Origin of the sequence: Occultella kanbiaonis, assembly GCF_009708215.1 — a bacterium.
GTDB lineage: Bacteria > Actinomycetota > Actinomycetes > Actinomycetales > Beutenbergiaceae > Occultella > Occultella kanbiaonis.
Genome location: NZ_CP046175.1, coordinates 351,089 through 366,498, shown reverse-complemented (window position 1 = coordinate 366,498; position 15,410 = coordinate 351,089). Strand labels below are relative to the sequence as shown.

Sequence of the window (15,410 nt, the reverse complement as noted above, 5' to 3'; positions counted from 1 at the left end):
GGGGGCCGTTCGTTGCTGGTCGTGGTGGCGCCGGGCCTGCGCCGCTACTTGATGCCCGCGTTCGCGAATCCTTGGACGAAGTACTTCTGGCAGAACAGGAACAGCAGCACCATCGGCACGGTGGCCAGCGTGGTGCCGGCCATCAGATAGCCCCAGGCGGTGCCCTCGAGCTGCTGGAACACGGCGAGACCGACCTGGATGACGCGCAGGTTGTCGCTCGTGGTCACCAGCAGTGGCCAGAGGAAGTTGTTCCAGCTGTCCTGGAAGGTGAGCAGCCCGACGGTGGCGAGCGCGGGCTTGACCAGGGGCGTGTAGATCTGCGCGAAGATCCGGTACTCGCCGAGGCCGTCCAGTCGGGCGGCCTCCTCGAGCTCCTTGGGTAGGGACAGGTAGAACTGCCGGAACAGGAAGATCGCCGAGGCGCTCAGCCCACCCGGGATGATCAGGGCCCACCAGCTGTTCAGCCAGCCGGTGCCACCCTGACCGAGGATGTCGTTGCCGCCGAACAGCGGCATGAAGCGCACGATCAGGAACTGCGGCACGATCTTGGAGTAGGTCGGGATCATCAGCATCGCGACGATGCCCATGAAGATCCACTCCCGGCCCCGGAACGGGATCCTGGCGAGCGCGTATCCGGCCATGGAGGCGAACACGAGCGTGATCGCGGTGTGGCTGAAGGCGATGATGAAGCTGTTCCGGAAGTAGATGTGGAACGGTGCCGCCGCGAGGGCCTCCGGGTAGTTCTCCCAGCGCCACTCCTGCGGCCAGAACGTCGGCGGGAACAGGGCGAGCTCGGCCGGGCTCTTCAGCGACGTGAAGATCATCCACAGGAACGGGACGATCATCGTGAAGGCACCCACGAGCAGGAACAGGTTCAGCAGGCTCCGGGTCGCGAAACGTCGACGGTCGCGTGCCCTGCGATCCCGGCGGTTGCTCGCGGAAGGGCGGGACGGTCGGACCTCTGCGGCCGAGGTGGCGGGCGGTGCGGCAGGGGTGGACGTGCTCATTCCTCATCACCTCGAGTGGCGCGGCGGCTGATCAGGGTCAACACGAGCAGGAACGCGAACAGCAGGACGGACTGTGCGCAGGCCAGGCCCATCCGGAAGTCCTGGAACGCGGCCCGGTAGACCTCGTAGGTCATCATCGTGGTGGCGTTCGCCGGTCCGCCGTCGGTCAGCACGTAGACCTGGTCGAAGACCTGGAAGGCGCCGATGATCGAGATCACGAACACGAAGAACGTGGCCGGCTTGAGCATCGGCAGCGTGATCGCGAAGAACTTGCGGACCGCGGAGGCGCCGTCGATGGAGGCCGCCTCGTAGAGGCTCTCGTCGATGTTCTGCAGCGCCGCGATGTAGATGAGCATCTTCATGCCGATGCCCTGCCACACGCCCACCAGGATCACCGCCCAGAGGGCCCACTCGGGGTCCACGAGCCAGGCCTGGCCGGGGATGCCGACCACCGAGAGGATCCCGTTGATGAGGCCGGTCTGCGGGTTGAACATCCACAGCCAGACCATCGCGATCGCGACGGTGGCGGTGACCTGTGGCAGGAAGAACGCGGCCCGGTACCAGTTCTGCAGGCGCAGCTTCTGGTTCAGCATGACCGCGATCACGACGGCGATCGCCATCGAGACCGGCACGGTCCAGAACGTGTAGACGATCGTGTTCCAGGTGGCCTTGCGGAACGCGGGATCGTTGATGATCTCGACGTAGTTGGCCAGGCCGATCCAGGCCGGTGCGTCGAACACGCTGTAGTCGGTCAGGCTCAGCGCGAAGGTCGCGAGCACCGGGATCAGCGTCCACAGTCCGATGTGCGCGATCGTCGGGGCCACCATCAGCCAGCCGGCGCGCCGGGTCTTGCGACCCGACCGCGACGGCGCGACCCGGGGCGGGCGCCGCCGGCCGCCACGCAGGCGACCGGTCAGTAGGGCCATCGGGCCGGTCGCGGCGGGCGTCGCATCGGCCGTCGGTGCGAGCCCGGTGCCGTCCGCGGCGGCCAGCACCGCGGCGCCCGCGGCCGGGTTGTGCTGTGCTGCGCTCATCATCACGTCCTTGTCGAATGTCGCTTCGCCCGCACCCGGGCGAGTAGTCGATCGGCCGCGCCCTGCCGCTGACGCAGGTGCGCTCCGACGAGGCCCGGCCGGCCCGTTCAGCCGGCCGGGCCACACCGGTGCTATCGGTCGATCGCCGCCTGGGCGGCGTCGGCCAGCGTGTCCAGCGCCTCCTGTGGCGTCTGCTGCTGAAGCAGGGCTGCCTCGATCGCGGGCTTGATGTCGCCGCGGATCTCCAGCCACGCGGGCGGACCACCCTCGCGCTGGGCGACGTCCAGGTTCTCCATGGCGAACTGGACCATCACGTTGCCCTGCACGTAGTCGCTGTCGAGCAGCTCGGTCAGGGCGGGCACGTTGCCTCGCTGCTCGTTCGCGGCGAGGGCAGCGTCCGGGCTGGCAAGGAACTCGGTGAGGGCCTGCGCCGCCTCCGGGTGCTCGGAGCCGGCCGCGACCGAGGCCATGGTGCCGCCGAAGAACATCCCGGGCACCTCGCCGGGGATCGTGAACGGCTGCAGGTGTTCCATGACGTCCGGCGCGGCGTCCTCGGCCTGGGTCCAGAGGCTGTTGTGGGCGATGCCCATGGCCGCCCGACCGTTGAGCAGCGGGTTCACCTCGGCGTCGGTGCTCGTGAAGCCGATGTCCTCGATGCCGTCGGTGTTGACGAGATCGACGAGGAACTGCAGGGTCTCGACGCCCTCGGGCGAGTTGAACGTGGGCTCGGTGAAGTCCTCGTTGAACAGGGAGCCCCCGGAGGAGAAGAACATGGTCTCGAAGCCCTGGCGCAGGTCCGTGGACATGATGTCGAACCCGGTCCGCTGCAGGGTGCCGGCGGCGTCCCGCTCCGTGAGCGCGATCGCCATCTCCCGCAGTTCCTCCCAGGAGGTCGGGGTGTGGTCATAGCCCGCCTCGGCGAGCAGGTCCATCCGGGCCACGCCGACGCGGGTGTCGAGCATGATCGGGAGCGCGAACACGCTGTCGTCCCACATGCCGGCCTCGACGATCTGGGGGGCGTAGTCCGCCTCGAGGTCGGCCTGGGTGTACCCGGCGTCCTCGGACAGGTTCGCGAGGATGCCGCGGTCGGCGAACCCTTCGATCCAGCCGACGCCCATCATCATGACGTCCGGGATGAGGCCGGAGGCGACGGCTGTGGTGAGCTTCTCGTTGAGCTGCCCGTACGTGGTGTAGTCCACGGTCACGGTGACGTTCGGATACTGCTCGTAGAACTGTGGGAGCAACTCGTCCTCGAGGAGGCGCTGCCCCTCGGTGCCCTCGTAGATCGGGGTGAGCAGCGTGATGTCGCCACTCACCTCGCCGGGGGCGGCGTCGCCACCGCCACCGGCGTCACTGCCGGCGGAGCAGGCGGCGAGGGTCAGGGCAAGGGCCGCGGTCAGGCCGGCAGCGCAGCGCCGCGTGCGACTCGTTCTGGAACTCATGCGTGGTTTCCCTTCGAGGGTGCATGTGACATCGGGGTGGAACTCGATCGGTGCAGACGTCGTCGGCAGGCGTTCGACAACGGCGTCGGGGTTCTCCATCGGGAGGATCGGACTTCTGTATCCGAGATCCCCGGTGTATCGATGCACTGACACTAGATACAAGTTCGCCGGAGAGTCAAGTGATGATTTGCAAGCCGTTCGCGGCTAGCGCACCGAGTACACGTTGCACCGCACGTCCACGATCCGTGGCAGGATGGTGCACCGATGCATCGGAGTGCCACCGACGGCACGCCGCGGCACCCGCCGGTGGACGAGGACCGCTACGAGCCTCTTCCCCGGCCGCGCAGTACGCGAGAACCTTGAGGATGGGGACCATGGGACAAGTCACGATTCAGCAGGTGGCACGAGCCGCCGGGGTGTCGCCCAGCACTGTCTCGAACCTGCTCAACGGGCGGATCGAACGCATGCTGCCCGCCACGAAGGATCGCATCGACGCGGCGATCGCCGAGCTCGGTTACCGGCCGAACCGGGCGGCGCGCCAGTTGCGCACTGGACGGACCCGCACGCTGGGCCTGGTGGTGCCCTCGGTGGGCAACCCGTTCTGGGGAGCGTTCGCGCGTGAGCTCGAGTCCGCGGCCCTGGCCCGTGGGTACAACCTGCTCCTGTGCAACAGCGAGCGCGACCCCGAGCGCGAGCGCCGTTACGTCGAGGAACTCTGGGAGGACGGCGTACGTGGCATGGTGCTGTGCACCTCGCTGCCGTCGCTGGCCCACCTCGCCCCGACGATCGAGCGCGGGCTGCACCTGGTCACGTTCGACCGGCCGGCCCAGCCGGACGACCCGGCCTCCGTCGTCAGCATCAGCATCAACAACCCGATGGGCGGCTACCTGGCCGCATCGCACCTGATCGAGCTGGGCCACCGGCGCCTGGCATTCATCTCCGGATCGCTGCGAAGCGTCAACCGCACCGCCCGGTATCGCGGGTTCTGCTCCGCCCTTGAGGCGGCCGGGATCGACGTCGACGACATGCCCTCGTGGCCCGGGATGGACGCCGTGCCGTTCGGCGACGTCGAAGCCGCCGAAGTGGGCCGGCGTGCGGCGCACGAGCTGTTCTCCCGCGCGGACCGACCGACCGCCGTGGTCGCGATCAACGACATGACCGCGCTGGGAGTCTGCCGGGGACTGCGCGACCTGGATCTGCGGGTCGGCAAGGACGTCTCCGTCGTCGGCTTCGATGACATCGTCCTGGCGGACCTCTACGACCCGCCGCTGACCACGATCCGCCAGCCCATCGCCGAGATGGCCCGCCTGGCCGTCGAGGAGATCATCGCCAGCGAGACCCGGTCCGACACCGAAGCCGGCCGGTCGGTCCTGCTCCGCCCCGAGCTCGTCGTGCGCGCCTCGAGTGCCCCACCCGCCGCGGGCACCGAGGCCGAGCTCTCCGCGTGAGGCTCGCACATCGCGAGCCTCGGCGCAGTCGGCATCGAGGTGGCCGACTTCGACTTCCATCCGGGAACACCTACTCCACCGACGACCCACCGATCCCCATGATGAGCGGCGTCGCGACGTGGTTCAGGAATGCCGACGGCTACCAGAGGGCGGAGGCACGTGCGGCTGGTCGCAGTCGCTGGGGCCCGACCTTCTGTGTGGGCACCTGGCCCGAGGGCGGCGCGGACATGTTCGCGATGATCGAGAACTACGGTCGGCGGGGCCCGTTCGCAGACGTGCACCGGCGCAACGTCACCGGGCCGCTGCCCGCATTCGAGGAGACCCTTCCGGACGAGGGCTACCTGGAGCTGGTTCGGGTCGTACGGGCCCTCCACGAGATCGGCTTCAACGTCCCCGCGGTGCCCGACCGTGTCCCCCGACTCGACGGGGACGACGCAATCATGCGCGCCGGCAGCACGCACAGCCGCACGTACCCGCGCGGGCTCAGCGGCGCCGTCACGGCCCCCGTCTGAACAGAGGGGCGCCACCACTGTCGACATGCGGAGAGGCCCGTCCGCGGGCACCATGGGAGCGGCACCGGACACTCGGCTGGGCCGGAGGGAGATCAGACATGGGCATCGGTGGAGGAATCTTCCTGATCGTGCTCGGCGCGATCCTCAGTTTCGCGGTGCGGGACAGTTGGGACGTCGTGGACCTGACCATGATCGGCTACATCTGCATGGCGGCCGGGGCGATCGCCCTGATCATCGCGCTGGTCATGAACCGCCAACGCACCAACACCTCCCACACGGTGGTCGAACGCCGCGAGGGACCGCCCCCGGTCGAGCCGCCGCGCTGACCACCCACGCTACCGAGCCTCGGGTCCCGACCCCCTACGCTGTCGAAGCGGCCCACGAGAGGCGGACACCGTGGCGACCTATGTGATGACCGGTGGCAGCTCCGGCTTCGGTGCACTCAGCGCGGCATCGCTGGCCGGCCCTCCGCAGACCCGGGTGATCGTCGGGGCGCGCTCGCCCGTGGACCGGGCCGACGCCATGGACGTGACCAGTCTCGACTCGGTCCGCGCGTTCGCAGCCTCGGTGCGTGAGCGCCTCGGCGACTCCCGGATCGACGGCCTGCTGCTCAATGCCGGTGGGATCCGGCCGGACGCCGACGGCCGGACCGCGGATGGGTACGAGACCACGTTCGTCCTGAACCATCTCGGGCACTATCTGCTCACCCGGCTCCTGCTCCCGGTCCTGGCCCCGGGCGCCCGCATCGTGCTGACCACGAGCGGCACCCACGACCCCGCCACGAAGGCGAGTCTCGCCGTCCCCCGCCATGCCGATGCCGATCTGCTCGCCCACCCGGATCGTGATCCGGACCGGGACTCGAAGCCGCGCAGGGCCGGTCAGCGCGCCTACACCGCGGCCAAGCTCTGCGCGATCCTGAACGCCCGGGCATTGCGAACCCGAGCCGAGGTCCGCGAGCGTGATGCGACGGTGATCGCCTACGACCCGGGCCAGGTGTTCGGCACCGGACTCGTCCGCGACCTGCCGGCACCGATGCGGGCGGCGTGGGCGGTGCTCGGCACCGGGGCGGGTGCCCCGTTGCGCCGGTTCCAGCCGACCCTCAACACCGCGAAGGCCGCCGGGCAGGCCCTGACCGATCTCGCCGACGGCAGTCGGCGCGCCCCGGACGAGCGCGGTTACGCCGCGCTGCGCTCGGGCAGCCTCACCTGGATCGACCCCTCGACGCTGGCCGTCCGGGACGACCTCGCCGACGCGTTGTGGGCCGATAGCGCCCGGCTCGTCGGGCTCGACGGCGCAGCGTCCGGTTAGCGCGTCGGCGTCACCGGGCGTGTGGGTGCGGTGAGCGCGAGGCCGAATCCCGGCGCGTCCGGAACGGCGAGCACCCCGTCGATGAGGCCGTAGCCGCTCGCGTCGACGCCTTCCGTGACCCCGGGGACACCCTCGACCGTCCGGACCGATCCCAGGCCCGCCGCCAGCTGGGCGGCGTAGTAGGTCTTGATGGGCAGGCCCCACGCGTGCGGGGAGGCGTCGGCGCCCGACTCACGGACGGCGGGCATCACCCGCCGCCAGTCCGTGAGGCCGAACGAGACGATGTCCATGAGCAGGACGTCGATGAGCCCGGCTCCGGCGAGCTCGAGCACCTGGGCCTCGTCGGGCTCGAACTCGCCGTCCGCGATCAGGGTCGAGGAGCCACTCTCACGCAGGAAGTCACGGACCAGCCGCAATCCGTCGGGGTCCTCGTGGAAGGGCTCCTCGAGCCAGTAGAGCTCGCAGTCGGCGACGGCCCGTAGGTATCGGACCGTCTCGAGTGGGCTGAAGCCGTTGTTCGCGTCCACCAGGATCCGTGCGTCCGGGTGGGCCGCGCGGACCGCGTGGGTGACCTCGACGTCGCGCGCGAAGCCGGCCTCGGCGTCCATCCAGCGGTGACCGCGACCGATCTTGAGTTTGAACGCACGGTAGCCGGCGCCCCGGTCCGACGCGCAGTTCGCGAGAACCGCGCTCACGCCGCGTGGGTCGTCGTCGGGATCGAGGTCATCGAAGTAGATGGCACCGGAGTAGCACGGCACCGCGGTCTCACCGCGACCGCCGAGGAGTTCGTACACGGGCACGCCCGCGTCCTTCGCCGCCAGGTCGTGGAGCGCGAAGTCGAGCGCGGACGCCCGCGGATCGATGACGCCGAAGCTCGGGTCGAACAGGGCCCCGACCTCCTCGCCCACGAGCGCGGCGGCTCCCTTGAGGTCTCCCCTCCCGACGATGCCCCACCCGCTCGCGCCATCGGCCGTCCGGACCAGGACGGCCGTGGCCGTCGGCCCGGAGCCATGGCTGCCGAGGCGGGCGTTGCGCCCGATCGTGCGTGGGTAGCGGGTGACGAGTTCGGCTGTCTCGATCGCGGCGATGCGTTGTTCGGCTGACACGGTGACGAGCGTACTGGCCCCCAGAGGCCCGGCACGCGTCCCGGTCACCCGGCCCGGAACCGATCCAGCCACTCCTCGTGCGCCTCCGGCTCGCCATCGGGGTTCGTGCCGGGCATCCCGGTCCCGGTGACGAGCAGGGCGCGAAGGCTCCGCTCGATGAAGTGCCGCCACGCCGTGGAGCAGACGTCGTAGCACTCCTCGCCGGGGTGCAGGCCGACGTGGGTGAACGTCACGTCCGTGCCATCACCGCGGGCGGTCAGGTCGAAGTGGACCTCGGTGCCGTCCCACTCCCGCTCGTCCGCGACGAAGGTCAGCCGGCTGTCCAGCACCCGCCAGACGATCCTCTCACCCGGCACCAGTTCGGTGACGCGGAACTTCGAGTAGTGGATGTCAGGGACTTCGTAGACGAACTCGGCGCCGACGGCGTCGGCTCGTCCCTCGATCGCGCCCCACCAGGCGCCCACGTCGCTGATGTCGGCGAACACGTCCTCGGCTGCGCGTGCGACGGCGATGGTCGTCGTGTAGTCCTGCTCGGTCATCGTTACCTCCGTTGGTCGACGCCCGCGCCCGATGCGCTTGCATCACGCAATCGACGGTAGACCCGCGTGGTTGCATCACGCAAGCCCTTGGTTAGAATCCTGTCCATGCTCGGCAACTCCTACGACTCCCAGGTGTGCTCGATCTCCCGGACCCTCGAGCTGGTCGGGGAGCGGTGGAGCCTGCTGATCATCCGCAACGCCGCCTTCGCGGGCATGACCCGGTTCGGCCAGTTCCGCCGCAGCCTCGGCATCGCGACGAACGTGCTGCAGTCACGCCTCGACGGCTTCGTCGAGGCCGGCCTCATGGAGCGCCGCCCGACCCGCGAGCAGCCGAGCACCGCCGAGTACGTGCTCACCCGGAAGGGCCACGACCTCGTGCCCGCGCTCGTCGCCCTGACCGCCTGGGGCGACCGTTGGGCGGCCCCGGACGGCCCGCCGATCATCTACCACCACACCGGGTGCGGCGGCACGGTCGCGCCGCAGCTCACCTGCACGACCTGCGGCGCGCTCGCCGACCCCACCCAGGTCGAGGCCCACCCCGGCCCGGGCATGCCGGAGGAACGCGCCGCCGTCATCCGCCGGCGACTGGCGGCGAACTAGCCGGGCCGCCGGGTCACCACTCGTGGGTGCGACGTGGGCACGCCCATCGTGAGGAACGATGGACGCGCCCACGCCAGCACGGGGCTCAGGCGGTCGTGGGGGTGCGCTTGGGCAGCACCCAGCCCGCACGCGGGAAGTGGCAGGTGTAACCGTTCGGGTAGGTGATCAGGTAATCCTGATGTTCGGGCTCGGCCTCCCAGAACGGTCCCGCCGCTTCGATCGTGGTGACGGCCTTGCCCGGCCACAGGCGTGATGCATCGACGTCCGCGATCGTGTCGCGAGCGACGCTGTCCTGTTCCGGCGTGACCGGGAAGATCGCCGAACGGTAGCTCGCGCCGATGTCGTTGCCCTGGCGGTCCAGGGTCGACGGGTCGTGGATCTGGAAGAAGAACGCGAGGATGTCCCGGTAGGTGGTCTGCGCCGGGTCGAAGACGATCTCGACCGCTTCCGCGTGCCCGGGGTGGTTGCGGTACGTGGCGTGGTCGTTCTCCCCGCCGGTGTACCCGACGCGGGTTCCCAGGACTCCGGGCTGGCGTCGGATCAGGTCCTCCATGCCCCAGAAGCAACCGCCGGCGAGGACGGCGGTCTCGGCTCCCGGCTCACGGGTGATCGCTCCGGTGTCGTTGATTCCGCTGGTCATGATGCGTTCTCCTGGCTGCTGGTGGTGTCGGTCTCGAACAGCGAGCGGTACTCGCCGTAACCCTGCGCGTCGAGCTCGGCGACCGGGACGAATCTCAGCGCGGCCGAGTTCATGCAGTACCGCTGCCCGCCGGCGGCGGGGGGACCGTCATCGAACAGGTGCCCGAGGTGGCTGTCGGCGCCCGAGGAGCGCACCTCCGTGCGGACCATTCCGAACGTCGTGTCGGTCTCCGAGCGAACGGCCTCCGCCCCGATCGGCCTCGTGAAGCTCGGCCACCCGCTGCCGCTGTCGAACTTGTCGGTCGACGAGAACAGGGGTTCGCCGGAGACCACGTCCACATAGATCCCGGGCTCGTGGTTGTTCCAGTACTCGTTGCGGAACGCCGGCTCGGTGCCGTTCTTCTGCGTCACCTTGAACTGGCTGCGGGTCAGGCGGCTCAGCGCCTCGGGGGTCTTGCGATAGTCGTGTGGCACGATCTCTCCTCTTCTGACGTCGCTGGCTACGGCGTCACAGACCAGAACAACGCAGCGCGTCGATTTGGTCCCGGGCTCTGCGAACCCGATCCGATCGTGGTGGCAGATCGGATCTCGCCGCCGCTGACCGAGTGGAACTACGGTGGCGATGAGGACAGGACATGGAGGTACGTGATGAAGGCCATCGTGGTGACGGATCAGTCCGCGGGCACGGCCGGGATGATGGTGGCGGAGCGGCCCGACCCCGAAGCGGCGAGCAACGATGTCGTCGTGGAGGTCCACGCCTCGGGATTCACGCCAGGCGAGCTGACGTGGCCGGGTACCTGGACCGATCGCCTCGGCCGGGACCGGACACCGTCGATCCCCGGCCATGAGCTGGCCGGGGTGGTCAGTGCGCTCGGCTACGGCACGAGAGGGCTGACCGTGGGTCAGCGGGTGTTCGGGCTCGCGGACTGGACCCGCGACGGCACCCTGGCGGAGTACGTGGCCGTCGAGGCACGCAACCTCGCGCCGCTGCCGGGCGACGTCGACTTCACGATCGGCGCGAGCCTGCCGGTCTCCGGCCTGACGGCCTGGCAGGGACTTTTCGTGCACGGCCGCCTCCAGGTGGGGCAGGCCGTCCTGGCCCACGGCGCAGCCGGCGGGGTCGGCTCGATGGTGACCCAGCTCGCCCGGGAGGCGGGCGCGTACGTGATCGGCACCGGGCGCGCCGCCGACCGGCAGGCGGCGCTCGACCTCGGCGCGCAGGAGTTCGTCGACCTCGACAACGACTCGCTGGAGGACGTCGGCGGCGTCGACCTGGTCTTCGACGTCATCGGCGGCGACGTCGGAACGCGGTCCGCACGGCTGGTTCGCCCCGGAGGAACACTCGTGACCATTGCCGGCCCACCCGAGGCGGGCCCGGCAGCCGGGCTCGCGGTGGACTTCGTCGTCGAGGCCGACCGCGCGCAACTGGGTGAGATCGTCCAGCGGGTCCGGGACGGCCGGCTGCGGCCGAACATCGGCAACACCGCGAGCCTCGACCTCGCTGTCGCCGCGTTCAACCCGACCGAGCGGGTCCGGGGAAGGACCATCATCCGAGTTCGCGCCTAGCGGCGCGGAGCCGCCCCACCGTACGAGCGGCGCCGCGCGGTCCAGTCCTCCGCTGCTCAGGCCTCCCGCACGACGGCGTAGCCCCAGCCGGGCACGGTCACGTCACCGGTGTGCACGGTTCCGCTGACCAGGTCGGTCCCGTTCGCGGGGACGCTCACGTCGGCGTCGGTGTGGTTGAGCAGAAACAGGTAGCTCACGCCGTCGGAGTCGGTCCGCCGGACGACCTCGACACCCGGCGCCGCGGCGGCCGCGGGAGCCACGCCGGACTCGGCGAGCAGTTCGCCCACGAGCCACGCCACCCCGGCCTCGTCCTGACGGGTCGCGGCGTACCAGGCGGCGCCGTCGCCGACGACGTTGCGGGTGACCGCCGGCCCACCCGGCAGCGGGCCGTCCACGAACGACCGGAGCACCTCGGCGGAGGTGACGCGGACCCGCTCGGTCCAGACGTCCGCCGTCGACCCGTCGTCGAGCGCGACGCGCTCGCCCGCGAGCAGCGGGAAGAACTCGTCGGTGTTGACACCGAGCAGGTCCCGGAAGGCACCGGGGTAGCCGCCGAGGCGGATGTGGTCGTTCTCGTTGACGATCCCGGAGAAGTACGTGATCAGCACGCTTGCGCCGCGCTCGGCGGCATCGGCGATGTTCGCGGCGCCCTCGTCGGTGACCAGGTAGAGCGTCGGCACCAGGACGAGGTCGTAACCGGACAGGTCGGCGGTCGGGTTCACGACGTCCACGGTCACGCCGCGGCGCCAGAGCTCGCGATAGAGCGCGCGCAGCCGGTCGAACGCCGTGACGTCCTCGCTCGGGTGCGAGTCCAGCTCGACGGCCCACCAGTTCACGTAGTCGAACACGATCGCCGCGCGCGCCTGCACCCGTGAGCCGCGCACCGGCGCGATGGCCCGCAGCGTCTCGCCCAGACGCACCGAGTCGGACCAGATCTGCGAGTTCCGGCCGGCGTGCGGCACCAGCGATGAGTGGAACTTCTCCGCGCCGGCCTTGGACTGGCGCCACTGGAAGAACATCACCGAGTCCGCCCCGCGGGCGACGTGTTGCAGCGAGTTCCGCAGCATCTCCCCCGGCCCCTTGGCCCGGTTGCGCGGCTGCCAGTTCACGGCGCCGGTGGAGTGCTCCATGAGGATCCACGGCCTGCCCTTGGCGGTGCCTCGCGTCATGTCCGCGGCGAGCGCGAGCTCGACCTCCCGCTCGGCGTCGGCGGAGACGGTGTAGTGGTCGGTCGCGACCACGTCCACCTCGTCGCCCCAGCGGTAGTAGTCCATCCACTTGGTGCCCGGCCCCACCATGAAGTTCGTGGTGATCGGCACGCCCGGGGTGATCTTGCGGATCGCGTTCCGAAGCAGCGTGTAGTAGCTGAGCAGGGTGTCCGAGGAGTACCGCGCGAAGTCCAGCTGCTGGGTCGGGTTCGCGTAGGTGGGCGCGGACCGCGGCGGCAGGATGTCCTTGAACGAGTTGTACTTCTGCGACCAGAACGCGGTGCCCCAGGCGTCGTTGAGGGAGTTGATCGACTTGTAGCGCTTGATCAGCCAGGCCCGGAAGGCCTTCTCGGCCGACTCGGAGTAGTCGTGCGGGACGTGGCACCCGATCTCGTTGTCGACGTGCCACAGCGCCAGCGCCGGGTGCCCCGCATAGCGCTCGGCGACGGCGGAGGCCATCTTCACCGCGTAGTCGCGGTAGACCTTCGAGGAGATCGCGTAGGACTGCCGCCCGCCCTGGCCGAGGACCGTGCCGTCTGCGAGCACGGGCAGGATCTCCGGGTGCGCGACGGTCAGCCACGGCGGCGGCGACGCGGTCGCGGTCGCCAGCGCGACCCGGATCCCGGCGGCCGAGAGCCGGTCCATCATGTTGTCCAGCCAGGCCCAGTCGTACTTGCCCTCGCGCGGCTCGATGGTGGCCCAGGAGAAGATCGCCAGGCTGACGATGTTCACCCCGGACTCGCGCATCAACTGGATGTCCTCGAGACGGGTGGCCATCGGCCACTGCTCCGGGTTGTAGTCGCCGCCGAACCCCATGCCGGTCAGCGCGATCGGCCAGGCGTCCGGCGTCGCTTCCGGTTCCGGCTCCGGCTCCGGCTCCGGCTCCGGCTCGACAGTCCCGTCCTCGGTCCCGACGGCGGAGGCCGCCTCGTCGGTCGCGTCACCCTCGCTCTGTGCGTCCGATCCCGCGTCGGTCTCCCCGCCGTCGGCGGGTGCGTCGCCGTCCGCCAGGGGCGCCTCGCTCCCAGCATCGGCCGCCTCACCTGCGGCGAGCGGGTCCACCACCTGGTCCGGGCCGGCATCGGCCAGGGGTGCGTCGACCCGCGCTTGCGCGGAGGCGTCCGCCGCCTGAGGTGCTGTGGGCGCGTCCGCACGCGACTCCTGCTCGCGGCCGTCGACCGCGCTCGAGTCCGGTGTGCTGGCAGCGGGGTCGACTGACATGCGGGAAGCGTATTCAACCGCTCGCGCGGAACCTAATCAGGCGGCACCGACCTCGGGCTCCGTCCGGCGCTCGTTCCTGGGCCGGCCCGGCGCGTGCTCGGGCCTGAGGTCGGGCGCGGACGGCTCGGCGATCGTCAGGACGGCCTGCACCACGCCGGGACTCGCCTCGATCCTGTGTTCCAGTGCCCGCAGGCGGCTTCCGAGGTGCGACTCCGTGTCGTCGCCGAGCAGGTCCACCGCGGCGACCAGGTACACCTGCCGCGGCCCGACGAACTCGACGTGCAGCTGCGTGACACGGCTGATCTCCGGCACGGAGGTGAGGCTCTCCAGCACACGGGCACGCGCCGCAGCCGGCACTTCCACCCCCACCAGGAAGCGCCGGTTCCGGTCCACCAGGACGATCGCGACCACACCGAGCAGGATCCCGACCAGGATCGAGCCGACCGCGTCCGGGATCGGCGAGCCGGTGAGTTGGTGCGCCAGCACCCCACCGAACGCGATCAGGATGCCCACGACCGCCGCGAGGTCCTCGGCGAAGACCGCACGCAGGGTCGGGTCGGAGGTCTCGATCGCCTGCTCGAACAGGTCCCGACCGCTCTCCTTCGCCGCTCGGTTCACCTGGCGGTATGCCTGCAGGAACGAGGTGCCCTCGAGCACGAGAGCGATCGCGAACACCACGTAGGCGACGCCGAAGTTCGAGGCGGGCTCGGGGTCGACGAGGCTCTGGATGCCATGCATGATCGAGACGGCGGAACCGGCGACGAACAGTCCGAGCGCGGCGAACATGGACCAGACATAGGCCTCGCGGCCGTACCCGAGCGGGTGAGCGACATCCTGCGGACGGCGGGCACGACGCTCGGCGATCATCAGGAAGATCTCGTTCCCGGTGTCCGCCCAGGAGTGCGCCGCCTCGGCCACCATCGACGCCGATCCCGTGATCGCCCCCGCCACCGACTTCGCGACCGCGATCAACAGGTTCGCCCCGAAGGCGATGAGGACCGTCGCGCTCACCCGCTGCCGCCGCTCGCTCACATCGGCAACACTGGCACCTCAGGCGGCGAGCAGCCACCGTAGACCGGACCGGACCTCGTCCGGATCCCCACCGTCGGCGACCGACCGCAGCGCCTGCCGCCACGCCGCCGCGAGGATCGCGGCCGGCGCGGCCGCCCCGCCCGGCACCGCGCGAACGAGCGCGGCAGCGATGACGTCGGCGCCGCCGTCGGGCCGTGGCTCCGACAGCACCCTGGTGACGCCGAACCGCACCGCAGCGTCGAACGCGACCTCGAGCGCGGCCGCGAGCGCGGCACGGTCCACCGCGACGGCCGCACCACCACCGCCCGCCGGCGCCACGCCGTCGGGTATGCCGTTCACGTCCGCCGGACCACCGCCGGGCCCGCTGTTCCTGCCGACCCGGCCGCCGCCCCGTGGCGCACCGTCCGGACCGGCCCGGCCCTCGCCGTCGGGGTCCTTGCCTTCTGCGCCACCGGCCGCCGCGAGCGCGTCGAGAGCACTCTCGATCCGCTCGACCATGCGCTTGTCCATCTCGTCGCGGACCACCGTGAACAGGCCGAGCTTGTTGCCGAAGTGGTGATAGAGCGAACCGGTGGTCACGCCCGCGGCGCGGGCGACCGCCTGGACGCTCAGCGCCTCGTACCCCTGACGCTGGAGGTGGTCGATCGCCGCGTCCAGCAGTCGCGCCTTCGCGCTGCCCGGGAGCGGGATCCAATCCGTCATCCCGACACCATAAACCATTGACGGCCCAACGTAATCCATTTACGGT

The 15,410-nt window shown here is 70.3% G+C and carries 16 protein-coding genes; 6 read left to right on the top strand and 10 right to left on the bottom strand.

The window, feature by feature from the left end; translation table 11 throughout:
* Positions 1–44 precede the first annotated feature (44 nt).
* The 3 genes from GKS42_RS01590 to GKS42_RS01580 form a co-directional block, all read right to left on the bottom strand.
* Entirely contained in the window at positions 45–1,007 is a 963-nt protein-coding gene (locus GKS42_RS01590; protein WP_154792253.1) for a carbohydrate ABC transporter permease, read from the bottom strand.
* Positions 1,004–2,041 (bottom strand): carbohydrate ABC transporter permease, encoded by a 1,038-nt coding sequence (locus GKS42_RS01585; RefSeq protein WP_232847873.1) that lies wholly within the window; start codon positions 2,039–2,041, stop codon positions 1,004–1,006. The genes GKS42_RS01590 and GKS42_RS01585 overlap by 4 nt, the downstream gene beginning before the upstream one ends.
* Before the next feature lie 131 nt (positions 2,042–2,172).
* Entirely contained in the window at positions 2,173–3,483 is a 1,311-nt protein-coding gene (locus GKS42_RS01580) for an ABC transporter substrate-binding protein (RefSeq protein ID WP_168217704.1), read from the bottom strand.
* Between the two features lie 374 nt (positions 3,484–3,857).
* Here GKS42_RS01580 and GKS42_RS01575 point away from each other — a divergent pair, with 374 nt between their 5' ends.
* The 4 genes from GKS42_RS01575 (at position 3,858) to GKS42_RS01560 (ending at position 6,751) form a co-directional block, all read left to right on the top strand.
* A complete protein-coding gene (locus tag GKS42_RS01575; protein ID WP_154792251.1) occupies positions 3,858–4,931 on the top strand; it encodes a LacI family DNA-binding transcriptional regulator in 1,074 nt (357 codons plus the stop codon).
* On the top strand, positions 4,928–5,443 hold the full coding sequence (locus GKS42_RS01570; RefSeq protein ID WP_290368043.1) for a mannonate dehydratase: 516 nt from the start codon (positions 4,928–4,930) through the stop codon (positions 5,441–5,443). The genes GKS42_RS01575 and GKS42_RS01570 overlap by 4 nt, the downstream gene beginning before the upstream one ends.
* Before the next feature lie 98 nt (positions 5,444–5,541).
* Positions 5,542–5,769, top strand: a complete 228-nt coding sequence (locus GKS42_RS01565) for a DUF6458 family protein (protein ID WP_154792249.1) — start codon at positions 5,542–5,544, stop codon at positions 5,767–5,769.
* A 70-nt stretch (positions 5,770–5,839) separates the two neighbouring features.
* Complete coding sequence (locus GKS42_RS01560; RefSeq protein WP_154792248.1) at positions 5,840–6,751, top strand: SDR family NAD(P)-dependent oxidoreductase; 912 nt, start codon at positions 5,840–5,842, stop codon at positions 6,749–6,751.
* Here GKS42_RS01560 and GKS42_RS01555 read toward each other — a convergent pair.
* Positions 6,748–7,857 carry an enolase C-terminal domain-like protein gene (locus GKS42_RS01555; protein ID WP_154792247.1) on the bottom strand — a complete coding sequence of 370 codons (1,110 nt, stop codon included), beginning with the start codon at positions 7,855–7,857 and terminating at the stop codon, positions 6,748–6,750. The genes GKS42_RS01560 and GKS42_RS01555 overlap by 4 nt on opposite strands.
* A 44-nt stretch (positions 7,858–7,901) precedes the next feature.
* Positions 7,902–8,396: an SRPBCC family protein gene (locus GKS42_RS01550; protein WP_154792246.1), complete on the bottom strand. Its 495-nt coding sequence runs from the start codon at positions 8,394–8,396 to the stop codon at positions 7,902–7,904.
* 105 nt (positions 8,397–8,501) lie between these two features.
* Between GKS42_RS01550 and GKS42_RS01545 the strand changes: the two genes are divergently transcribed.
* The gene (locus GKS42_RS01545) at positions 8,502–8,996 is read left to right on the top strand and encodes a winged helix-turn-helix transcriptional regulator (RefSeq protein ID WP_154792245.1); all 495 of its coding nucleotides are present in this window, start codon (positions 8,502–8,504) and stop codon (positions 8,994–8,996) included.
* 85 nt (positions 8,997–9,081) lie between these two features.
* Here the strand turns inward: GKS42_RS01545 and msrA are convergent, their stop codons facing one another.
* Both msrA and msrB read right to left on the bottom strand, forming a co-directional pair.
* Positions 9,082–9,636 (bottom strand): peptide-methionine (S)-S-oxide reductase MsrA, encoded by a 555-nt coding sequence (gene msrA / locus GKS42_RS01540; RefSeq protein WP_154792244.1) that lies wholly within the window; start codon positions 9,634–9,636, stop codon positions 9,082–9,084.
* Positions 9,633–10,109: a peptide-methionine (R)-S-oxide reductase MsrB gene (gene msrB / locus GKS42_RS01535; protein ID WP_154792243.1), complete on the bottom strand. Its 477-nt coding sequence runs from the start codon at positions 10,107–10,109 to the stop codon at positions 9,633–9,635. Before msrB ends, msrA begins: the two co-directional genes overlap by 4 nt.
* A 174-nt stretch (positions 10,110–10,283) precedes the next feature.
* Here msrB and GKS42_RS01530 point away from each other — a divergent pair, with 174 nt between their 5' ends.
* Positions 10,284–11,201, top strand: coding sequence for an NADP-dependent oxidoreductase (locus GKS42_RS01530; RefSeq protein ID WP_154792242.1), 918 nt, complete (start codon positions 10,284–10,286; stop codon positions 11,199–11,201).
* Positions 11,202–11,257: 56 nt separating this feature from the next.
* Here GKS42_RS01530 and GKS42_RS01525 read toward each other — a convergent pair whose 3' ends face one another.
* The 3 genes from GKS42_RS01525 to GKS42_RS26165 form a co-directional block, all read right to left on the bottom strand.
* A complete protein-coding gene (locus GKS42_RS01525) occupies positions 11,258–13,225 on the bottom strand; it encodes a beta-galactosidase (RefSeq protein WP_154796474.1) in 1,968 nt (655 codons plus the stop codon).
* Between the two features lie 441 nt (positions 13,226–13,666).
* Complete coding sequence (locus tag GKS42_RS01520) at positions 13,667–14,662, bottom strand: cation diffusion facilitator family transporter (RefSeq protein WP_154792241.1); 996 nt, start codon at positions 14,660–14,662, stop codon at positions 13,667–13,669.
* 18 nt (positions 14,663–14,680) lie between these two features.
* Positions 14,681–15,364, bottom strand: a complete 684-nt coding sequence (locus tag GKS42_RS26165; RefSeq protein ID WP_210769282.1) for a TetR/AcrR family transcriptional regulator — start codon at positions 15,362–15,364, stop codon at positions 14,681–14,683.
* Positions 15,365–15,410 lie beyond the last annotated feature (46 nt).